General features: G+C 61.9%; 18 protein-coding genes. 12 read left to right on the top strand and 6 right to left on the bottom strand.

Features of this window, described 5'->3' with window-relative positions:
• Window positions 1-158 precede the first annotated feature (158 nt).
• Window positions 159-1631, top strand: a complete 1473-nt coding sequence (locus tag LJ738_RS21550; protein WP_302718166.1) for an OmpA family protein — start codon at window positions 159-161, stop codon at window positions 1629-1631.
• Between the two features lie 119 nt (window positions 1632-1750).
• Here the strand turns inward: LJ738_RS21550 and LJ738_RS19010 are convergent, their stop codons facing one another.
• The 5 genes from LJ738_RS19010 to LJ738_RS18990 form a co-directional block, all read right to left on the bottom strand.
• Entirely contained in the window at window positions 1751-3874 is a 2124-nt protein-coding gene (locus tag LJ738_RS19010; protein ID WP_227787933.1) for an outer membrane beta-barrel protein, read from the bottom strand.
• 463 nt (window positions 3875-4337) lie between these two features.
• On the bottom strand, window positions 4338-4808 hold the full coding sequence (locus LJ738_RS19005) for a hypothetical protein (RefSeq protein ID WP_227787932.1): 471 nt from the start codon (window positions 4806-4808) through the stop codon (window positions 4338-4340).
• Between the two features lie 1025 nt (window positions 4809-5833).
• Window positions 5834-6319 (bottom strand): peptide deformylase, encoded by a 486-nt coding sequence (locus tag LJ738_RS19000; RefSeq protein WP_227787931.1) that lies wholly within the window; start codon window positions 6317-6319, stop codon window positions 5834-5836.
• A 163-nt stretch (window positions 6320-6482) separates the two neighbouring features.
• Entirely contained in the window at window positions 6483-7541 is a 1059-nt protein-coding gene (locus tag LJ738_RS18995) for a response regulator (RefSeq protein WP_227787930.1), read from the bottom strand.
• On the bottom strand, window positions 7538-9136 hold the full coding sequence (locus LJ738_RS18990; protein ID WP_227787929.1) for a sensor histidine kinase: 1599 nt from the start codon (window positions 9134-9136) through the stop codon (window positions 7538-7540). The genes LJ738_RS18995 and LJ738_RS18990 overlap by 4 nt, the downstream gene beginning before the upstream one ends.
• 184 nt (window positions 9137-9320) lie before the next feature.
• Here LJ738_RS18990 and LJ738_RS18985 point away from each other — a divergent pair, with 184 nt between their 5' ends.
• The 4 genes from LJ738_RS18985 to LJ738_RS18970 all read left to right on the top strand — a co-directional run bounded on the left by LJ738_RS18985 (window position 9321) and on the right by LJ738_RS18970 (window position 13941).
• A complete protein-coding gene (locus LJ738_RS18985) occupies window positions 9321-9638 on the top strand; it encodes a thioredoxin (RefSeq protein ID WP_227787928.1) in 318 nt (105 codons plus the stop codon).
• A 293-nt stretch (window positions 9639-9931) separates the two neighbouring features.
• The gene (locus LJ738_RS18980) at window positions 9932-11263 is read left to right on the top strand and encodes a L,D-transpeptidase scaffold domain-containing protein (protein ID WP_227787927.1); all 1332 of its coding nucleotides are present in this window, start codon (window positions 9932-9934) and stop codon (window positions 11261-11263) included.
• A 164-nt stretch (window positions 11264-11427) separates the two neighbouring features.
• On the top strand, window positions 11428-12315 hold the full coding sequence (locus tag LJ738_RS18975; RefSeq protein WP_227787926.1) for a universal stress protein: 888 nt from the start codon (window positions 11428-11430) through the stop codon (window positions 12313-12315).
• Between the two features lie 150 nt (window positions 12316-12465).
• The gene (locus LJ738_RS18970) at window positions 12466-13941 is read left to right on the top strand and encodes a L,D-transpeptidase family protein (protein WP_227787925.1); all 1476 of its coding nucleotides are present in this window, start codon (window positions 12466-12468) and stop codon (window positions 13939-13941) included.
• A gap of 51 nt (window positions 13942-13992) precedes the next feature.
• Here the strand turns inward: LJ738_RS18970 and LJ738_RS18965 are convergent, their stop codons facing one another.
• A complete protein-coding gene (locus LJ738_RS18965; RefSeq protein WP_227787924.1) occupies window positions 13993-16560 on the bottom strand; it encodes a cation-translocating P-type ATPase in 2568 nt (855 codons plus the stop codon).
• Between the two features lie 618 nt (window positions 16561-17178).
• Here LJ738_RS18965 and LJ738_RS18960 point away from each other — a divergent pair.
• The 7 genes from LJ738_RS18960 to LJ738_RS18930 form a co-directional block, all read left to right on the top strand.
• Window positions 17179-17403, top strand: a complete 225-nt coding sequence (locus LJ738_RS18960; protein ID WP_227787923.1) for a hypothetical protein — start codon at window positions 17179-17181, stop codon at window positions 17401-17403.
• An 18-nt stretch (window positions 17404-17421) separates the two neighbouring features.
• Complete coding sequence (locus tag LJ738_RS18955) at window positions 17422-18252, top strand: universal stress protein (protein WP_227787922.1); 831 nt, start codon at window positions 17422-17424, stop codon at window positions 18250-18252.
• Between the two features lie 91 nt (window positions 18253-18343).
• Window positions 18344-19246, top strand: coding sequence for a universal stress protein (locus LJ738_RS18950; protein WP_227787921.1), 903 nt, complete (start codon window positions 18344-18346; stop codon window positions 19244-19246).
• 171 nt (window positions 19247-19417) lie between these two features.
• A complete protein-coding gene (locus LJ738_RS18945) occupies window positions 19418-19630 on the top strand; it encodes a YgaP family membrane protein (RefSeq protein WP_227787920.1) in 213 nt (70 codons plus the stop codon).
• 152 nt (window positions 19631-19782) lie between these two features.
• Window positions 19783-20091 (top strand): YtxH domain-containing protein, encoded by a 309-nt coding sequence (locus LJ738_RS18940; protein ID WP_227787919.1) that lies wholly within the window; start codon window positions 19783-19785, stop codon window positions 20089-20091.
• A 50-nt stretch (window positions 20092-20141) separates the two neighbouring features.
• Entirely contained in the window at window positions 20142-20600 is a 459-nt protein-coding gene (locus LJ738_RS18935) for an Hsp20/alpha crystallin family protein (RefSeq protein ID WP_227787918.1), read from the top strand.
• Window positions 20601-20709: 109 nt separating this feature from the next.
• A partial coding sequence (locus LJ738_RS18930; protein ID WP_227787917.1) for a universal stress protein occupies window positions 20710-21104 on the top strand: 395 nt, incomplete at its 3' end.

Genomic DNA, 21104 nt, shown 5'->3' with positions numbered 1-21104 from the left:
TATGGTGGCGCTCCGCTACAATTTGGCAATTATCAAGTGTTGTAATTTTTCTTAATTATCTCATCCATAACCTTGTGTAATGAAATAAGTATATCCGATGTATTTGCGCGTGCCCGGCCGGGCAATGCGTTCGGACCCTTTAACCCCCTTTCTGCATTATGAGACTTTCTCTACTCCGCATGCTCGCCCTACTGTGCGTGACGGTGCTGGCAACTTCGCAGGGGCGCGCGCAGAATTCTGACCAACGAACGGCCGTGAGCCTCTCCGGCAGTGCTTACCAGTACAAGGGCAGCCTGGGTTCCGATTTCTGGAAATGGGACCGCAACAAATACGGCCCCGGCATTGGCATCAACCGCTACCTCACATCCGGCGCCGACCTGGGCCTGCACCTGGGCTACGTTGAGCTGAAAGGCAGCCAAAGCTCTGCCACGTTCTTTAACACCAACGTGGTGAACGCGAATCTGGCCCTGAAGCTCAAGCTCAACAACGGCTGGGCGCTGAAGGAAGAATCCGTGGTGCAGCCCTACCTGCTGCTGGCCCCAGGGCTGGCCTTCACCAGCCGGGAAGGCCAGGTGCGGGGCCGGAACATCGACGAAAACAAAACCTATTTCGACGCCTTTGGGGCGGCCGGCATCACGTTTCGCCTCAGCGATGCGGTGGGCATCTTCCTGCAAACCGGCCAGCACTTCCCGCTCAATGGAAACATCGACGGCGAGTTTAACCGGGACGCCAACAAGATTGACGACCGCTACCTGCAGCACACGCTGGGCGTCACCTTTGGGGTGGGCAAGCCCAAAGACACCGATGCCGATGGCGTGCCCGACCGCAAAGACAAATGCCCCGGCACGCCCGCTGGCGTGAAAGTGGATGCCAACGGCTGCCCGCTGGACGGCGACGCCGACGGAGTGCCCGACTACCAGGATAAGTGTCCCACCGAAAAAGGCCTGCCCACACTGGAAGGCTGCCCCGACCGCGACAATGATGGCGTGCGCGATAGCGAGGACGCCTGCCCCGACGCGGCCGGCACTGCGGCCCTCAAAGGCTGCCCCGATACCGATGCCGACGGCGTGGCCGACCCCAACGACAAGTGCCCCGGCACGCCCGCCGGCACGCCCGTGGATGCCAATGGCTGCCCGCTGGTGGTAGATAAGGACAGCGACGGCGTTCTCGACAGCTTGGACCGCTGCCCCGATACCCCCGCCGGCGCCCGCGTTGATTCGGTGGGCTGCCCGCTGGCCATCGACCCGAAAACCAAGGCCTTGGAAGTACCCATCCGCTTCCGGACCAACAGCACCATCATCGACCGGCGCTCGTACCCGACTGTCAACAAGTTGGTGCGCGCCCTGAAGGACTACCCCGACTACATGCTGCGGATAGCAGGCCACGCCGACAGCCGCGGCACCGAGGAGTACAACCAGGGCTTGTCGGAACGGCGGGCGGAGGCCGTGAAACGCTACTTCACGGGCAAGGGAGTCGACCCCAACCGCATAGTCACCGAAGGCCACGGCGAATTGGAGCCGGTGGTGCCCAACACCACGCCCGCGAACATGGCCCGCAACCGCCGCGTCGAGTTCCATTTCGACTACATGCCTGCGCCCACTCCCACGCCGCCCCCCACGCCCCAGCCCTAGGCTGGGGCACCGGGCGCCGAGGCGTCGGGCCCTGAAAAAACTCCCGGCTACGGGCCGTCCAATTCCAGTTGGGCGGGCCGTAGCCGGGAGTTTTGCTGTGTGGTGGATACCTGGCCCGACTATATTTTGCCGAAGCGGTACGTGAGCGCCGCATTAAAGCGGCGGATGACCACCCGGGATTCCTGCACTTGGTGGAAGGTGGGGTCGGTTAGCTCACTGGCGTTTCGGCGGTACTGCTGGAAGGGACTGCTGACGGAGAGGCTGAAGCGCGCCTTGTTGTTTTTCAGCAAGTCCTTGTTCAGCGCCACCGTATTCCAGAGGGTGCTCGCCGTCTTTCCCTGCAGCAGAATGCCGGAAGAAGAGTAGCCCAGGCTGCCACTGGTGCGCCAGGTCTTGCCGAGCCGATAGCTGGCATTGGCCGAGGCCTGGAGGGTATAGCCCGCATTGGTGCGGGGCCTGCCGCCCAGCTGGCTGCTGTACCGGGCATAGCCGAGGCTACTGTTGGCGCTGAGGGTGAGCTTGCGGAGCACCGTGGTATTGCTGTTTAGGGAGAGGCTGGTGCGCTGGTTTCGGCCGTTGTTGGCCGAAGTGGTACGGGCCACCGAGTCGGGCCCGACGGTGGTGAGCTGCTGGATGGCACTGGCCGTGAAATCATGCGTTAGGCTCACGTTTATCGACGTGCTTTTTACAAAGCTGCTGAAGCTCGCACTGAAGACGTGGCTGATGGTAGAATGCAGGCCGGGGTTGCCGTAAGAGATATTTTGCGGGTCAGTCAGGTCTACGTACGGGTTGAGCAGGTACAGCGCGGGCCGCAGCAGGCGCTGGGTGTACGAGGCGCTGAGCGTGCTTGCCTCCTTGAGCCGGCGCGAGATGTTCAGGTTGGGCACCAGGTTGGTGTACTGATGCCGGGCCAGGGTGCCCGAGGTTTTAAAATCGGCATCTACGCGGGTGAGCTCCAGGCGGGCCCCGGCTTGCAGCCGCCACTTATTCTTCTTCAGAATCAGGCTAGTGTAGGCCGAGTGGATGGCCTGCTGGTAGCTGAAATTGTTGCTCAACTTGGGGTCGAGCACGAATACATCGGTGAGCGAATCCCGGGTTTGGTAGAAGTAGTCGCTGCTGTTGCGTTGGAAACTGGTTTTCAGGCCCATTTCCAAGGTTTGCTTCCGGATTGGCTGCACATAATCCAGCTGCAGCGTTTGCTCCTGGGTGCGGTCGTCGTTGTGGGTGGTGCTTACCCGGCCCTTGTAATTTAGCAGGGGCAGCACCGTGAAATCCGAGCCGTTGGTGCTGGTACTGGAGCTGGTTTTGTAGGCCAGGGTGAGCAGCCGCGCTTCGTTGTTTTTAAAGCTGTGCTGGTAATTCAGCCCCACGTCGTAGCCGGATTGGGCATTCTGGCCGGCGTTCAGGTTTTGGTAGGCCTGCTTCAATTCGCCCGCGCCATTTAGCAGCTGAGCTTGCTGCACGCTGCTATTGGCGCCGTTGCCCCGGCTCAGGCCATAGTTGAGGCTCAGTTGGTTCTGGGCATTGGACTCGAAGCCAGCCTCGCCGCTCAGGTAGTAGGAGCGGCTGTTATTATTGCTCGTGCCGGTCTGTTCCAGCCGGCTCCGGCGCAGGAAGTCCTCTCGGAACATGCTACGGCGGGAAGTTGGGCTGGTGCGTTCCTGCCCGCCCGCGTTAGCCGACAGGCTAAACAGCCCAACTTTAGCGCTGGTGTAACCCCCGTATGACAGGCCATTGGGGCTGCTGGCGCCCGCATTTGCCGAACCGTTGTAGCCATTAAGGCTTTTCTTGTACGTAATGATATTCAAAACGCCGCCCACGCCCTGGGCATCGTAGCGGGAAGGCGGATTGGTAATCACTTCGATGCGCTTAATCATGCCCGCGGGCATGCTGCTGAAAACCTCGCTGGGGCTTTGCGCAAACAAGGCAGAGGGTTTCCCATTGATGAGCACCTGGTAGTTGTCTTTGCCGTTGAGCTGCAGGTTGTCGTCGGCATCCACGGTCAGCAGGGGCACTTTGCGCAGCATTTCCAGGGCCGTAAGCGTGCTGCTTTCCGGGTCGGCGTCCACGTTGTAGCTGATTTTGTCGAGGTCGTGCTCAATGAGGGGTTTTGGGGCCACTACCTGAACTTCGCTGAGCTCGGTGGCGGTAGGGGCCAGCACGATGGTGCCCAGGTCAAGCGTTGGGGTAGTAAAGGCTGGAATCTGGATGGTTCGGGACCGGTAGCCAAGTCGGCTAAGCAAAAGCGAATGAGTTCGATTGGACAACACCTCAAATTCAAATCTCCCATAATCAGTGGTAGTTGTTAGCGCAGTTCCAGCTTTGCCGTTCTCCTGCGATAGCACCACAATGTGGGCCAATCCTATCTGGCTAATCGAATCTATAACCGTTCCCTTTATAGTGCCTGCAGCAATGTGGGCAGGACTTTGCAGGGGCTCAGCCATACCTACCAAACAACAAAGTGAAGTCAGCAACGCTGTTGGTGCCACCAGCTTCTTCATTACCACGCGGAAGTACTGCTGCAGCATAACCAAATTCTTCCATTACAACGCTAGAGGCTAATAAGCAGCGCATGATAAGAAGCAGTAGCACTACTTCCCATCATGCGCTGAGTCCTAAGATAAGGCCTTTGGCAAGGCCAGCACTGGTGCTGAGCGGCAGCACAACAGCATGCTGAGAGCTGCTTCTTTGCCTTACTAGCTAACGTTAGGGCACTACATTGGTGGGAGTACCAGTATAGAAGGTTTTGCCGGCCAGCGTAAAGGTTACCTTACTGTATATGGCATCGGCAATCTCAGGGCGCCACTTTCCATTTGGGCAGTCTGCTTGGGAAAGGTCCACTGTGGGAGCCGGGGTCGTGTAAGAGCCTTTTGCACGACCGTTTTTATCGACGCGCACAGGGAATGTCTGGTCGACACTCGTGTACTCGAAATCCTGACCGGGAGCAATGTTTCCACCGGGGTTCCGGCACTGGGTTTTAACTAAGACGTCATAGTTAAGCGTGCCTGTAGTGGAGCTAACATTTCCCAGACCCGCGATGTCGTATGACACAGTAAGCGTGAGGCCATTATCCACCACAGTGGTGGGTTTCATCTCGTGAGGGTTCTGGGCCAATACCTTACCATAGCTGAGAAGGGCAATTATAAAGAGGACGAAGGATGAAATCTTGGTTTTCATGGCAATAGGAGTTAAAGAAATACGAATAATGATTTAAAGTGTCCCGATAAAGCGAAGGCTTTACCATCAGGCAGGAGGTTGTTGGCGTATGATTGATTCTAAGGCCTTGGGCGAAATTGGGCTGCAATGAATAGTTGGGCAAGAAATGGTTAATAATCAGTGATATAACTTGACTCATAGGCATCCCAATCAGGCACATAAAGGTCACTTCCTCATAGGCAAGGATGATTTTAGGTTCCGTTTTCATACAGGGCCACACGACAGCCATCGGGCTGGAAGACCGGGTGGTACTAGCGCCGCCGCGCGGCAGACCCGGTAGTTGTTAAGGGCATTGGTAGCTGTGAAACCGGGCCCGGTTAGGCACAGCAGCGAGTAGCAACTTCCTGCAAGGAAATTGAGCCGACGTCGGAGGAGCTGGCGCCGCCGCGCCAGTAGACCAGAAAATAGGTGTGGGCTATCCGGGATAGCGAATACTGCGCTACGGGAATAGCGGTAGGTCCCTAAAGGTTCGTTGTAAGGAGCTTGTAGTGGTTCACCATAATATCAATATCTCAGTGTTCTCCACGCTTGTGGGCTCACAAGCTGAGGGGTAACAGCTTGTGAATAGGTATATTGTTCATTATTAGGTAAATACTGACCTTGAAACCATTCGTTGCCATTACCAATTTACAATGAAAATCATAAAAAATATCAAAGTTATACAAAAAATATTTCTATTGTTGAGTCCGCTTGTTTATCTTAGCTCAAGGCCAAATAATGCTCTGATATTCCTAATATTTATGAATAGCGGATGTTATAGGTAAGAAGCTTCCACGCCATCAAACGGTTAGGAACACTATCGAGCCCCTTGTTTATTTTGCCGAATTCAAGAATAGGGTAGGGAGAATTTTAAGTGTGAGAATGTCCTTGGCGGAGAAGAAATGCTTGTTTTTTTTCTTCTCCGCTTAGCTATCCAACTGCTACTTGGCAGCGCAACGCCATTGGGCTCTTCCGTACCGATGCTCCGGGCGGATGCTTCGGGCAAATCAGGGCTTCCACCGAAACGACTGCGGGTCGATGGCGCGCATGGTGCACAGTACGCCGTCGAGGTGGTCGCATTCGTGCTGGAGCAGCTCGGACAGCGCGTCTTGCACCGGCCAGACTTGCGGCTGCCAGTGCTCGTCGAGGTAGCGAACCGTCACGGCTTGGTGGCGCAGCACCCGCACCAGCAGATTGGGGAAGCTCATGCAGTCGTCCCACAGCTCAAACATGGCCTCGCTGTGGTCGGTCAGCTCGGGGTTGATGAGCACCATCGGGCGGTCGAGGTTGAGGTACACGAGGCGTTTCATGATGCCCAGTTGCGGGGCGGCGATGCCGCGCCCGAAGTGGTACCGGGCCCGCACTTCGCTCATCACGTTGTGCAGGTCGGCCACCCACCTGGCCAGGTGCGGCAGGTCGGCTTCCACCACCGGCGCACACGCCTCGTACAGGCGCGGGTCGCCGAGCAATACCATGTCAGCTAGCGTTTTCATTCGCGAGGGAGGTATAAGGAATGTAGGGGTCTAAAGTAAGGCAGCCCGATTAAGTTAAGCTGATTGGGGGCGCGAGGCGTGTGCAGCAAAAGGTTTGAAGTGGGAATGGGGCACTGAGCAGCCCGAGCACTCTACCACGCAAGCGGCTCGCACCCAAGCCCGGTTACCAGTTGGTGCGCCGGAGCTTATCCGGCTGCAGCACCCGGATAAAGCGGGGATTCAGCTCCAGAATGCCGGCCTGGCGGAACTCGCTCAGCGTGCGGCTCAACGACTCGGGGGCGGTGCCGATGAGGGCGGCCATGTCGTCGCGGGAGAGGGGCAGGCGCGGGTCGGTGGGCTCGAGGGCGAGCTGCTGGGAGTGGAGGCGCAGGAGCGTGTCGGCCACGCGCTTGCGCAGCGAGTTGTAGGCCATGTCGAGCAGCAGCTCTTCCTGCTCGCGCACGCGGCCGGCCAGCAGGCGCACAAACTGCTGGCTCACTTCGGCGTTGCGATTGAGCAGCTGCGTGAAGTCATCGGCCGGAATGTAGAGCAGCACGGCGTCTTCCACGGCGGTGGCGGTGTCGTGGTGCGCGGTGCCTTCGAGCAGGGCTTTGTAGCCAAAGAATTCGCCTGCCTGATACAAGCCCGTGATGAGCTCCTTGCCGGCGGCCGTGTTCTTGCTGGTCTTCACCCGGCCGCTCTGCACGAAGTACAGCCGGGTGGCCTCGTCGCCTTCGGCGTACACCACCTGCTTGCGGGGCACGGCGTGGGGCTTGCGGTCGGCCGAGAGGCTTTCGAGGTTGCCCACCTGCTGGGCATCGTTCAGGAACTCGTTGAGGCCATCGGCCTGCAGGTCGTAATCGGGGCGCAGGGTGGCAAAGCGCGCCAGGCGCCCGCTGATGGCGCTGAGCAGCTCAATTTCGGAAAACGGCTTGGTGAGGTAGTCGTCGGCGCCCAGCTCCATGCCGCGGCGCAGGTCCGAGCGCTCGGTTTTGGCCGTGAGGAAGATGAACGGCACGCCGGCCAGCTGGGGGTTTTGGTTGAAGATGTGCAGCACCCCGTAGCCATCGAGCACCGGCATCATGATGTCGCACACCACGAGGTCGGGCTTGGTTTCCAGGGCTTTTCCCACGCCTACCTTGCCGTTTTCGGCCGTGAGCACCGTGTAGCCGGCCAGGGTTAGCAGCTCGGCGGTGTTTTCGCGGATGAAGTCGTTGTCTTCAATCAAAAGAATGGTTTTCATTCGGCGGCGTGCGTTTGGTAGGGGATGGCGACGGTGACGGTAGTGCCCACGCCGAGGGTGCTTTGCAGGGAAATGGTGCCGTTCATCAGCTCAAGGTACTTGGCGATGATGTACAGGCCCAGGCCGGTGCCGGGCACGTTGGTAACGTTGCGGGCCCGGAAGAAACGCTCGAACAAGTGCTCCTGGTCTTCGGCCGAAATGCCCACGCCCTGGTCTTCCACGGTGAGCGTGAGCACGCCCGCCTCGCAGTGGGCCTGCACCCGCACCCGGGCATTCTCGCCCGAATATTTTAAGGCGTTGGAAAGCAGGTTGACCAGGATTTTGCGCAGCAGCGAAGGGTCGAGCCATACCGCTTCGGGGCAGTCCACGTCCTGCTCAATGGTCTGGCCGGGCTTCATCAGGGCCTGCACATCGGCTACGGTACTCGTGAGCAATTCCGGGATGCTTAGCTCGGCGGGCCGGGCCAGGATGTTGCCTTCTTCTATGCGCCCCACGGAGAGAAACTCCTCCAGAATGTCGTTGAGGTGATTCACGGACTGGCGGATGCGCTCTATGTGGCGTTGGCGCTGGGCCTGCTGCCCGGTCTCGGGGTACTTTTCTATAAGGGCCGCTGAGGAGAGCACGGCCGTGAGCGGGGTGCGAAACTCGTGCGACGCCATGGACACGAAGCGCGACTTGAGCTCGCCCAATTCCTGCTCGGCCGCCAAGGCTTTGGCCAGCTCGTCTTTGCGCTGCTCCAGCTGCTCGAGGGTGCTGAGCAGCGCGTGCGTGCGCTCTGCCACCTTCTGTTCGAGCTCGGCATTGAGCCGCTCCACCCGCTGGCGCTGGGCGATGAGCTCGCGCTCGGCTTCCTTTTTCTGGGTGATGTCGACGCTGTACGACACCACATAAAGCTCGTCGTCGAGGTGGAAGTAGCTCAAGCTCACCTCTACCGGAAACACTGAGCCGTCTTTGCGCAGGCCCTGCAGGTTGCCGCGGTGGGCGCCCATGGCCCGCACCGACGGCTGGGCGTTGAACGAAGCCCGCAGCTGGTCGTGGTGGCGGCCCGGGGCCATGGGCACCAGCTGGTCAATCTTGTGGTGGGCCAGCTCGCCTTCGGCGTAGCCAAACTGCTGGTGGGCCATCTGGTTGGCCGATACGATGGCGCCAGCACGGTCGCACACAATGATGCCGATGGTAGCGTTGGCCACCACCGCCTCGAAGCGGCTTACGCTTTGCGCCAGGTTGTGCTCGGCCTGGTGCAGGCGGTCGATGTCGCTGATTTTCACCAGGAAGTACAGTTTGCCTTCGATGAAAAAGCCAGTTAGCTCAACCCGGGCCCAGAAGGTGTCGCCGGTTTGGCGGCGCAGCACGGCCTCAAACTCCTGGTGGCCGGCTTTCGGGCGCTCGGCCGCCTTTTCGCCCTGGGGGCGCAGGCGCAGGGTTCGGTCGGGGTCGTCGTAGAGGGCCTGCGCCGATGGGTAGCCGAGCAGCCGGTATCCCGCCGGGTTTACTTGAGTAAACCACTCTACTTCAACGTCATATACCCCTACAAATTCGGAGGCCTGGTTGAGCAGAATATCGGCTAACGCCCGCGCAAAAGGGTCGTGCGGCATAGTGAAAAGCAAAACAGCTGAGCAGCAGCAGCCTCCGCCCAATCGTTGGGGTTGCCCGGGCGCTAGCTCATGATAAAGGTCAAGCGTCCGCATGAGAAACATCATGGGGAGGCCGTCGGACCGAAAAGTAATTTTACGACAACAATCCGATTTATCAATTGACCCCTACTCACTCGCATCACTGATGGCTCCTGTCTCAACCTCACCTGTGCTGCTGGGTACAGCCGTGTTGCTGGTGCTTTTGCCACCGGATTCTACCACTCAAGCCCCCGTCGAGCCCGGCATTAGGGCCGCGCTGCGCAGCCTGCAAGACCAGCTGGGTAGCTCCATTCGGGTGCTTACCATAGATGAGGCCAGCCACCCGGCCGTAGTGCGCAGCTTCGGCCTCGATGAGCTGCCGGCCTGCGTGCTCGTGCGCCAGGGCGTGGAGCTGTGGCGGCAGCAGGGCCTCCCGGCCGAAGATGGCCTGGCCTCGACGCTGCTGAGCAAGGTCAGCCCCTAAGCGCGAACAAATGGCGGGAATACGGCCAGCCTACGGCGCTGCTTGCTAATAATACAGCGGAGCCGCAACCCCTGCGATTTGGCTCGTGTCTTTCACCCGTACTGCCGAGGCGCGCGGGTGATTTTATCATTTAAGCACGGTTTATGCGACTTTTTGGTTGGTTGTGGCTACTGGTAATGCTGCCGTGGGGAACTCCGGAGAGGAGGCCCGCGAACGGCCTATTATCCAGCGGCCCCCAACCGGAAACGGCCAGGTCCAACACCACAGACTCGCTGGCGGCCCGCATTCATGCAGTGCTCGATTCGGCTGCCCACGCGCCGGGCGGGGGGCTGCTGGCCGAAGTGCCGCAGCTGAACACGTTTTATGCCCGCCGCGCCTACCAGCCGGCGTGGAGTGAAGGCCGCCGGCCCAATGCCATGGGCCGCGCGGCATTGGCGCTGATGGGCCAGGCCGAGGACTACGGCCTGCTGCCCCGCCGCTACCACACCGCCGCCCTGCAGGCACTGGCCGATTCGCTGGCCCAACCGGCGCTGCCCTACCGCCACCTGGCGCAGCAGGCGCGCTTCGACGTGCTGCTCACCGATGGCGTGCTGCTCTTTGCGCGGCACCTGCGCCGCGGCCAGCTGCACGCCGATGTGCCCTCGCCGCTGGAGAAAGCGGGCTCGCCCTTTAAGCCGGCCGGGTGGGTGGCGGCGTCCCTCACGGCTCCCGACTTTAAGGCAGCCTTGCTGCGCTGCCAGCCCCCGCACCGCGAGTACCGGCAGCTGCAGCAGGCGCTGGTGCGCTGGCGCAAAGCATCGGTGGGGCACGACACGCCCGCCCGGCGGCGCCGGGCCCAGCAGCTGGCCCTTACGCTGGAGCGCTGGCGCTGGCAGGCCATTCCCGAGGCCCAATACGTGCTGGTGAACTTGCCCGCGTACCGGCTGGAAATGGTGCGGGCCGGACGCGTGGTGCACGCGCACCGCGTCATCATTGGGCGCACTGGCAGCCCCACGCCCACGTTCAGCAGCCAGATTACGTCCTTCACACTGGCCCCGGAATGGCGCGTGCCGCGCAGCATTGCCACCCAGCAAATCCTGCCTTACCTGCAGGCCAATGCCCGCGCGGGCTCGGAGCACGACTTTCTGGCCGAGAACAACTACACGCTGTACGATGCCCAGGGCCGCCCCGTGAATCCGGCCACGGTGAACTGGCTGAGCGTGTCGGAGAAGAATTTTCCCTACACCATTCGCCAGAACCCGGGCTGTGGCAACCTGCTGGGCAACATCGTCTTTCGCTTTGCCAACCCCTACGGGCTGTATCTCAGCGACGCCACCGAGCTGAAGGATTTCGACCGGCCCTACCGCGCCCTCGAAAAAGGTTGCATGCACCTCGAGCGCCCCATGCGCCTGGCAGCGTTGCTGCTAGGCCGCGACAGTGTGCAGGCTGCCCTGCCGACGGAAGCAGAATGTGAACTAGCACCCAAGCCCCGCAGTTTCTACCTCAGGCACCCCATGCCTTTACACGTGCGCTACGCCACCTGTGCGGTGGTGGCCGGCCAGCTTCGGTTCTACCCCGATGTATACGGCCGTGATGCTATCCTTCGGCGCCAATTATTCGGCAGCCAAGCTCCTGACCTGTTGTAAGCAAGCTGGCCCAAGGTGGGTGGCCAGATTCTTTTCAGCTCCACACGCAAGCCCCGCTGCCGAAGCTCCCTAGTGGCCGGCCCGCCGCTTTGCTTCCGCGCCTTTGCGGCCCCTCACTCCAATGCCCCATCCTCCTTGAACGCTCTCCCTGCTTTCCAGCCACCATGAAAACCATTCTCGTTCCCATTGACTTCACGGAGCCTTCCGAAAACGCTTTGGTGTATGCCAATAGCCTGGCCGCTCGCCTGCCCGCCAGAATTGTGCTGGTAGACAATGGCTCAGCAGATGAACCGCCGCCTGAGCTGCGCGCGGCCCGCCTGCGCCGCCTCGAAGCCCTGGCCGAGCGGCTGCGCTACCAGCAGCTGGCCCGCCAGAGTGGCCGGCGCATCAATTACTGGTACCACTTAGGCACGGGCCCCATTCCCGAAGTACTGGAGGCCCTGGTGACCAGCTACAAGGCCGACCTGCTCGTCACCGGCCTGAACCTGACCAAGGGCACCGCCTCCACGGCCGCCGGCGACGCCGTGACGCTGCTGCCCGACCAGTTGAGCTGCCCCGTGCTCATCGTGCCGCCCGGCGCCCACGAGCTGCCCACCTACGTGGTGGTCGCCGGCGATTTTGCGAACTTCCAGGGGCAGCGGCTGGCCTGGCTGCCCTGCCTGGCCCGCACCACCAGCGCGCACTTCGACCTGGTGCAATTTCAGCCCGACGACAGCACGTGCCTCGGGTCGTTGAAAAAAGCGCTGCTTAATGCCCACGCCCACCTGCCCAGTGCCGCCGTGCACTTGCTGCCCCAGGAAGATGCCCTGGAGGGCATCAGCGGGTATTGCTCGCAGCATTCGGCCGAGTTGCTGGTGATAGCTAGCTCGGCCGGCGAGCTGTTGCATCAGTTCTTCAACCCCAACGCCACCCGGTCCAATCCTTACCACCTATGCATTCCGGTGTTGCTGCTCCCCACCTGGACCCGGCCCACCGAGGCCAATTGGGCTGAATGCAGCTTGAAGCTGGCCGTTGAGAACAGAATGGCAGACGTTTCCATGGAAACGCTGTAAGCAGGGGCCTGGTGGCCAGCCCAGTTTCAAGATGCTGAAAAACGGCTGGCAAAAGCGGCGGCTATCGAAATCATTCTGCTGGAGAAGGTTCTCGTTCTCCTTTGCTTTTAGGCTGTGTCAATACGGGTTATATCGCTGCTTGCTGGTGCTTTGCTGGCCTTAATAATGGCCGTGCAGTTGTGCTCGCGAACCCAGGAGGCCGTGAGCGGGGCTAGTTCTGCGCACAGACCCCAGGTCCAGCCCCAGCAGCAGGTTGAGCTACCCATAGACAGCTTGCTGCGCGCCCTGCTGGATACCACGGCCGGAGGTATGAAAGCTGCCGATGCCCGCCGGGGCTTCCGGGCTGCCGCTCCGCTGCGGGCCTTTTATGGAACTGAGCCGGCCCCAGCCTGGACGCTGGCATCGGGCAACCTGACTGCGGATGCCACCACGGCCCTGGCCCTGCTCGCCGACACACCGGCATTCGGACTGCGCCCCACCGACTACGGCGTGCCGCACCTCATGGCCCTGAGCGACTCCCTGGCCCTGGCCGCCCCGCTCCCCGGGCGCACCTCCCGGCAAGCCCGCTTCGATATTGAGCTGAGTGATGCGGTGCTGCGCTTTATGCTGGATTTGTACCGCGGCCGCTTGAGGCCATACGGCCTCTCGCCGAGAGAGAAGCGCGCCAAACGGGCCTTCGACGCCGCCGCGGCATTGCGGGCGGCCCTGGCCGGGCACCAGCTCAAGTCGGCCGTACTGGCCTGCCAGCCCCCCAACCGCGAGTACCGGCAGCTGCAGGCTGCATTGGCCCAGCGCCTGCACCAGCCCCCGCCCGGCGACACCTCTGCCCAATGGCCAGCCCAATACCAGCAGATAGCCCTGAATCTGGAGCGCTGGCGCTGGGAACCCATTCCCGATTCCGAGTACGTGCTCATCAACCTGCCGGCTTTTGCGCTGCAGGTGGTGCGCGCCCGCCGGGTGGTGCAGCAGCACCGCGTCATCATCGGCAAGGCCGAGACGCCGACGCCCACGCTCAGCAGCGCCATTCGCTACTTCACCACGGCCCCCGACTGGCACGTGCCGCGCTCCATCGCCCTCAAGGAAATCCTGCCCGAGCTCCGCAAGGATGCCGGCTACCTGGCCCGCAACAACATGGCGCTCTACGACCAGCGCGGCCGCATCCTGGACCCGAACCGCATCAACTGGAAGCAGGTCACGCCCGGCAACTTTTTCTATTCCATCCGGCAATCCTCGGGTTGCGACAACGCGCTGGGCAACATTGTTTTTCGGTTCGATAACCCGTACTCCATCTACCTGCACGACACGCCCTATCGGGAGCTTTTTACGCAACCCGGCCGGGCTATGAGCAGCCACGGCTGCATTCGGCTCGAAAAGCCCCTGCAGCTGGCCGCCTACCTGCTGCGGCGCGACGGCCGCCCGGTGCGCCTGCCCAGCGAGGAGGCGTTTGCGGGGCAGCTGCAATCCAAAGACTACATCCTGCGGCGCCCCATACCGCTGTACGTGCGCTATGCCACCTGCGCCGCCGAAGCAGGCGAGCTGAAGTTTTATGCAGACTCGTACGGCCGCGACAGGGCCCTATGCCGGGCCCTGTTTCCGGCTGCGGCGAAAGCCGGCTCGCCGATGTAAGGTGCTGAAATTGAGATAAAAAAAATCAAGGTTTTTCTACAGACTCTGCATTCAACCAATACCAACCGTTGTCGAGTGCTCAGGCGCAGGGTTCCGGATTATGTCGCTTCGGGTCAGCGCTTTGTATCCTTCAAACCACCCCGTGCTCAGGGCCGCCACCCCGGCGCAGGCCGCCAGCTGCGGCCAGGTGAGCGGCTGCAGCTGAAATAGATGCTGCAAGGCGGGCACGTACAGGCACAGGGCCAGTAGCAGCAGGGTGAGGCCCAGCATGGCGGGCAGCAGCGGGTTGTGGTAGCGCAGGGTAGTAAGCAGCGTGTGCTGCCTCGAGCGGCTGACGATGGTAAGCAGCACGTTGGCCAGCACAAGGGTGGTGAAGGTTAGGGTGCGCGTCAGCGGCTCGGAGTAGCCCTGCGCCAGTGCGTAGCCGGCCATGCCAAGCACGCCGGCCGCTACCACCAGCCCCTGGGCAATGCTCAGGCCCAACTCCTTGAGCTGCAGAAAGGAAGTGGTGGCCGGGCGGGGCGGGCGCTGCATGGTACCAGCCTCAATGGGCTCATTCTCAAAGACGATGGAGCAGGTGGGCCCCATGAGCAGCTCGAGGAAAATGACGTGCACCGGCCCCAGCAGCACGGGGTACTGCCAGGCCAGCAGCGACGGCACCAGCACCGTCAGAATCAGGGGGATGTGGATGGCAATGATGTATTGCACGGCCTTTTTCAGGTTGTCGTAGATTTTGCGGCCGAAGCTGATGGCCGTGACCATGCCGCTCAGGTCATCGTCGACGAGGACGAGCGCCGCGGCCTGCCGGGCCAGCTCGGTGCCGCGCTGGCCCATGGCCACCCCAATGTGGGCCGCTTTCAGGGCCGGGCCATCGTTTACGCCGTCGCCGGTCATCGCCACTACTTCGCCGTTGGCTTTCAGGGCTTCTATCACGCGCAGCTTGGCCTCCGGAAACATGCGGGCGTACAAATCCACCTCGCACACCCGGCGCCGTAGGGCATTGGTGTCCAGGGCCAGTACTTCCGTGCCGGTCAATACCGCTTCGGAATGCCGCAGCCCCACTTCCCGGGCTATGGCCTGCGCGGTAAGCGCGTTGTCGCCGGTTATCATCTTCACCTGCAGGCCGGCCGTGTAAAACTGCTGCAGCACGGCCGCCGAGTTGAGCTTGGGTGGGTCGGTAAAACAGACCAGGCCCTCGAACTCCCAGGCGAAGTCTTCCTGCGAGGGCGGGTACTGGGGGGGCGGCACGGGGCAGCTGGCCACGCCCAGCACGCGCAGGCCGGTGGCGGCCAGCTGCTGCAGCGCCGCCAGGGCGGCCGCGCGCACGTCGGCCGGCAGGGTGCAGCGGTCGATAATGCCTTCGGCGGCGCCCTTGCAGGCCACCAGCCGGTGGCCGGCCGCATCGCCGAATACGTGGGTCATCATGGGCGGCTGGCCCCCCAGCGGGTACTCGTGCACCAGATGGAAGTTGGGCCGTTCTTCGTGGGCGGTGCTTTGGCCATAGGCCCGGTGCAGGGCTTGCTCCATGGGGTCAAAAGGCTGGGGCTCACTGGCCCACATGGCCGTTTTCAGGAGGCGGGCATAGCGGGGCGCCAGGGGCAGGCCTTCCTGAAAGGGGAGTGGCGCGGCCTCGCCCGGGCAGTAGAGCTGGGTCAGGGCCATGCGGTTTTGGGTGAGCGTGCCGGTTTTGTCCACCCCGATTACGGTAGCAGAGCCCAGCGCTTCCACGGTTTGGGGCTGCTTGGTGATGATGCGCTGCTGCAGCAGCCGCCAGGCTCCCAGCGCCATGAAGGAAGACAGCGCCACCGGAATTTCTTCCGGCAAAATGGACATGGCCAGGGTGAGCCCATGGAGCAGGCCGTGCACCAGGCTGCCCGAATCCCACCAGTTGTAGCCCCACACCAGCACGAAGGCCACCGCGCCCACCAGCGCCATGCGCCGCACAAAGGCGCTCACCTGCTGCTGCAGCGGGGTAGGAGGGGGCGTCACCTGCTCAATAAGCCCGCCGATGTGCCCCAGGCGGGTGCCCCGGCCCACCTGCGTAACGCGGGCCACGGCCGCCCCGCTACTGACCGAGGAGCCCGCAAACAGCTGTTGCTCGCCGTCGGCCGTTTTCGTCACCGGCATCGACTCCCCGGTCAGGAAGGACTCGTCGGCTTGCAGGTCGTGGGCTTCCAGCAAGAGGCCGTCGGCTACCACCTGCTCGCCTTCCGAGACCAGCAGCACGTCGTCGACTACCACTTCTTCGGCGGCTATTTCGGCTTCCTTTCCGCCGCGGCGCACGCGGGCCCGGGGCTGCGTGAGCTGCTGCAGGGCCTGCAGGGCCCGGTCGCTGCGCGCTTCCTGGTACAAGGAAATTCCGGCCACTACCGCCGTGGCCATCAGCAGCACCCACGCTTCGGTGTAGCTCCCAATTATGAAATAGACGCCTGCCGTGAAGACCAGCAGCACAAACATGGGCTCGACCACAATGCTGCGGATAATGTTCAGCAGCCGGTGCTGGTTGGCTGGGGTCAGGATATTGGGGCCGTAGCGGGCGCGCTGCTGCTGGACTTCGGCGGCGCTGAGCCCACCGCTCAGGACTGACAAGGGCAGCGGTTCGGGGAGCGAAGGAGACATGGCGCGGAAGTCAGGGTAGCAGTGCCGGCTTTCCGGCTTCGGAAGCAGGCTGCTGGGCAGTGCGGCATTGGACGCGCAAGTGCGCCACACAAAGAACGGCGGGGGTTACGCGGGCGGAGGATGAGAAAAATCAAGGAGGTGCATGATAGTAGTCAAGGCAGGGAACAAGTTTAAAATGCATTTTTGTATGTGTAAAATCCTGAATCCATTAATGGCCGAGCCAGCGGTTCTGGCATCACTTCTTTCGTTACTCGTCATGGTTACTACATCGTTTTGGCTGGCGCTGGTACCGCTGGCCCTTGTGTACCTGGCCGTGGTTTCCCTGGCCATGCTGGGGGCACGGGTGCGCAGCACTGCCCACCTGAGCTAGAGCTAGTTGCGCGCTGGCTCCCCATGGTTGGGCTGGCTCAACAAAGCCTCCCGCCTTCAGGAGCCTGTAAATCAGGGAATGGCTTGAACTGCCATGCTGATTATCAGCACTGCGCGACCTGCCGCCCGACCACCTCTACTCCATGGCCAGCCCAACGCCCGAGGCCGGTGCGTTGCGCCGGCCACTGGCTTCTCGCCAATCTTATAAGTCCGGAATACGCCTTTCAACATAACCGTAACCGATTAATTATGAATAGTCCAGCATTTAAAAGCAATTCCTCCCCTTCCTACCAGCGGCCCACGGCGCGGACCACGTGGCCTACGCTCCGCTTGAGCCGGAAAGAACGGCCGTCTGGCTACGCGGTGGCTCAACTCAAGACGGAAGCAAGTGCCCTGCTCGGTGATACGCTCACCGAAGCGGCCGGCCTGGCCCGCAACCCGGTGGAGATGGATACCTACGCTGGGTCTTTTTAACCCCTTTTCTCCCTTGCCATGAGCCTGAGCCCCGCCTTCGTCGTCCTGACCGACTTCTTTGCGGTCACCAACCGGGCCCTATCGTATGCGGCGGGGCTGGCCGTGCCGCTCAAGGCGCCGCTGGTGCTCTTGCACGTGCGGCACGATGAGTTGCTGTCGCCCGAGGAATACGCTAACCGCTACACGCTCAGCGGCGAGCGGGAGACCTTGTCCGGGCTGCACAAGCTGGCCGACAGCCAACCCGTGCCCACCGAAGTGGAGGTCTCGGAAGAAAACCTGCCCGAAGCCGTGGCCGATGCCGTGCGGCACTACCACCCGCAGTTGGTGGTGCTGGGCCGCCCCGGCGCGGCCGCTACCCCTACCGACGTGGTGCGCGCCGCCGCACGCGACCTGCTGCACCACGTGCCCTTCCCGCTGCTGGTGGTGCCCACCGTGGGGGGCTCGTTTCCGCCGCGCAAGCTGGCGCTGGCCGTCGATGGCGATGACTTCACGCTTTACGAAACCCACAGCATCGTGCAGCAACTGCTCAGCGGCTTGCAAGCCACGCTCACCCTCCTCACCGTCACGAGCCCGAACGACACGGGGGACATGGCCGGGCCGCGGGCCCGGGAGTCGGTGCGCAAGAGCGGCCTGGTGCCCAGCCAGGCCATTGCCGGCCAGCCCCACGTCGTGTCCAGCCCCAGCATTCCGGACGGGATTCTTCAGGGCGCCGCCGAAGTGGAAGCCGGCCTGCTGGTGGTCATTGCCCGGCGGCACAGCTTGTTGGGCCGGCTGTTTCACCACAGCACCACGGCCCAGCTTATCAGCGAAAGCCCCGTGCCGGTGCTCCTGATGCCCACCCTGGACTGAAAGCCCGGCGCTTCTGAAATGGAGCCGGCTCCTCCCGCATAAACGGGCTTTCAGCTTCTTGCCAGCCTCACTTCCTTCCTTCCTTCTCGCCATGAAACTTACGTTCGTCGTCCTGACCAGCTTTTACCCGGCATCGCAGCAGGCGCTGGAATATGCCGATGCGCTGTGCAATGCCGTGCATGGCCGGCTGCTGCTGCTGCACGCCAAACGGGTCTCGTTTTTTGACCCCTACATATTTGCGGGCGAGGCCTGGCACCAGCAGGAGCTAAAGGAGGAAGCCGATACCAAAGCCCTGCTCGACCGCCGGGTGCAGCAGCTCCACTCGCGGGCCACTCTGGAGATGGCCACCGACTTGCTGCCGGACATGGCCCGCGACCTGGCCAAGAAACACCAGCCGGCACTGTTCGTATTGGGCCGGCCCGGCCCCGAAAAAATCAGTTTTGAGCACCTCAGCCCCGTGGCCATGGAGCTGCTGCGCGTGGTGCAGCTGCCCATGCTGCTGGTGCCGCTGGGGGCGCCAGTGCCGGCGGTGCCCCAGCGCGTGCTCATCGCGGCCGACGACGAAGATTTTGCGCTGGGCGATACCCACGGAGCGGTGCACCAGCTGCTCACCAGCCTCCGGGCCGAGCTCACCGTGGCCCACGTAACGCCCCTGGAGGACGACGCCAGCTGCGCCCGTGCCCTGCACGCCGTGCAGCACAGCGGTCTTACCAAGGGCCTGCCCGAGCCCACCTTGCGCGGCTACCAGGCCGAGCTGCCGGCCGAGGGCGTGCTCGCTGCCGTGCGGGATATCAACGCCGGCCTGGTGGTGGTCATGGCCCGCACCCGCAGCTACCTCGGCGAGCTGTTTCATAAGAGCGTGACGGCGCAGATTATCCAGCACAGCCCCGTGCCGGTGCTGGTGGTGCCCGCCAAAGCGCCGGCCACCGCGCCCCACCAGCGGGTGGGGCACCAGCACGGTTCCGACGACATTCTGCTCTGGCCCACGGTGTAGGCTAAGTTGAGTCAAATGGTATTATACCGTTGAGCTCACCTTTAATAAGCGGCTGATTATAGCTTGTGTCCCATGAGACAAGTCATTTTGGGCTTTGATAATCGTCATGGGATTAATGACTTGTAAATAAGAAATTTGATACGTCATCATCTTCTCAACTACTTGTCAGTGATGCATCAGAATGTGGGATTTAATGACCGGCTGCTGCGCATACTGCTGGCGGCCGTGGCGGCGAGTGTGCTGCTCACGCGGGGATTCAGCGGCCCGGTGCTGCTCGCTTGGATGGTGGCGCCCCTCGTGCTGCTGATTACGGGGGCCACTGGGTTTAGCCCCATTTATGCCGTGTTGGGCCTGAGCACGCACCACCCGCCTTTGCAGAAATGAACGGCCTGCCCGGCTGGCTTGGCCGGGTGCGGTTTTCTTAATAGTTCTTGCTCAACATCGATTTATAAGTCAGGGCCTTGCCGCGCGGGGGGCCAGGGCTGGCTTATGCACTTCTCACTTTCACATTTCGCCCTTTTCTTTCTTCACGAGCCATGAACACCTCAAAAAACAACTCCCGGAACACCTCCCGGAAAGCCGCCAATAGACTATCAGCCAACAAACTATCGGTGCCGGCGCTGCTCGCGTTTGGGGCCGCTTCTGCCGTTGGCATACTGGCGGGGGTGCTCTGGGCGCCTTCCGCGGGCCAACAAACGCGCAGCAAGCTGGCTAACCGCCTGCGCACCATGACGCAGCCGCTGATGGGGCCGGGCCGCTCGCAGCAGGGGCGGCCCACGGGAGCCTCGCGCGGCGGCGACCTCTCCATGCAGCCCGACCACTTGCTGGAAAAGCCCAAGGCCTAGTCTTCGATTTCCTCTCCGTTTCCTTTCCCATCCTTTTTCCTTTCATTGCCATGAGCAACATTCAGCGTTATCAGAACTCGTTTTTCGACGTGATGCCAACCCGACTCGGCACCATGCTCGACCGTTTCTTTTCCGAAAATGGGCCCACTTTGGGCATGGGCGTCACGTTCTCGCCCAAGGTCGATACCTACGAAACGGAGAAAAGCTACAACATTGACGCCGCCCTGCCCGGCCTCAAGCAGGAAGACATCAAGGTTGACTTCGACCAAGGCGTGCTCACGATTTCGGGCGAGCGCAAGTTTGAGAACGAGCGCAACGAGCGCCAGTACCACGTAGTGGAAAACGGCTACGGCTCATTCATACGCACTTTCCAGCTGCCGAATGCTGGAGACGCCGACAAAATCCAGGCAACTTTCGACAACGGAGTGCTGCACGTGGAGGTACCCAAGGATGGGCGCAGGCCGTCGCAGCATCAGATTCCCATCAAAAGCGGGTCGAAAAACAAATAACCGTCAGCCAGCTGCTGCATTCGAATCATCGGGGTGCACGGTGCTCGGGGCTGAGTTTGCAAGATTCTTCACCACCAGGGCCGGGCAAGTCCGGACAAACCTCTTCTGTATGGAACCGACCTTTGTAGTGCTGACCGATTTATCGGCCGCTGCTGAAGCGGCCTCAACCTATACCTCGCGCCTGGCCACCCTGATGGGCGGGCAGGTAGTGCTGCTGCACGTCTACCACGACCCCTTGCTGGAACCGGAAGCGGCCATGATGGCCGTGCCCGCCCTCGAGGCCAACCGCCAGCAAGCCCTGACCGAACTCGTGCAGCGGGCCCAGCAACTGCCGGTACCGGGCAAGGCCGAAATGTCGGAAGAGTCGCTGGAAGTGGCCCTGCAGCAGGCAATATCACAGTACCACCCGCTGCTGCTGGCGGCGGGGCGGGAAGCGCCGCACACGGCCCTGGACCGGCTGGTGGCCAACCTGGCCCTGCCCGCGCTGCGCCAGGCCCGCTACCC

Source organism: Hymenobacter plasmatis (genome assembly GCF_020711255.1).
In the GTDB taxonomy this organism is placed as follows: Bacteria; Bacteroidota; Bacteroidia; order Cytophagales; family Hymenobacteraceae; genus Hymenobacter.
This window is presented reverse-complemented; position numbering and strand designations above follow the sequence as displayed.

Coding starts and splice junctions, on each gene's coding strand:
- LJ738_RS18960 (WP_227787923.1), top strand. CDS start 17,179: ATGAATAGTCCAGCATTTAAAAGCAATTCCTCCCCTTCCTACCAGCGG.
- LJ738_RS18975 (WP_227787926.1), top strand. CDS start 11,428: ATGAAAACCATTCTCGTTCCCATTGACTTCACGGAGCCTTCCGAAAAC.
- LJ738_RS18935 (WP_227787918.1), top strand. CDS start 20,142: ATGAGCAACATTCAGCGTTATCAGAACTCGTTTTTCGACGTGATGCCA.
- LJ738_RS18940 (WP_227787919.1), top strand. CDS start 19,783: ATGAACACCTCAAAAAACAACTCCCGGAACACCTCCCGGAAAGCCGCC.
- LJ738_RS18995 (WP_227787930.1), bottom strand. CDS start 7,541: ATGAAAACCATTCTTTTGATTGAAGACAACGACTTCATCCGCGAAAAC.
- LJ738_RS18965 (WP_227787924.1), bottom strand. CDS start 16,560: ATGTCTCCTTCGCTCCCCGAACCGCTGCCCTTGTCAGTCCTGAGCGGT.
- LJ738_RS18950 (WP_227787921.1), top strand. CDS start 18,344: ATGAAACTTACGTTCGTCGTCCTGACCAGCTTTTACCCGGCATCGCAG.
- LJ738_RS21550 (WP_302718166.1), top strand. CDS start 159: ATGAGACTTTCTCTACTCCGCATGCTCGCCCTACTGTGCGTGACGGTG.
- LJ738_RS19000 (WP_227787931.1), bottom strand. CDS start 6,319: ATGAAAACGCTAGCTGACATGGTATTGCTCGGCGACCCGCGCCTGTAC.
- LJ738_RS18955 (WP_227787922.1), top strand. CDS start 17,422: ATGAGCCTGAGCCCCGCCTTCGTCGTCCTGACCGACTTCTTTGCGGTC.
- LJ738_RS18985 (WP_227787928.1), top strand. CDS start 9,321: ATGGCTCCTGTCTCAACCTCACCTGTGCTGCTGGGTACAGCCGTGTTG.
- LJ738_RS18990 (WP_227787929.1), bottom strand. CDS start 9,136: ATGCCGCACGACCCTTTTGCGCGGGCGTTAGCCGATATTCTGCTCAAC.
- LJ738_RS19005 (WP_227787932.1), bottom strand. CDS start 4,808: ATGAAAACCAAGATTTCATCCTTCGTCCTCTTTATAATTGCCCTTCTC.
- LJ738_RS18945 (WP_227787920.1), top strand. CDS start 19,418: ATGCATCAGAATGTGGGATTTAATGACCGGCTGCTGCGCATACTGCTG.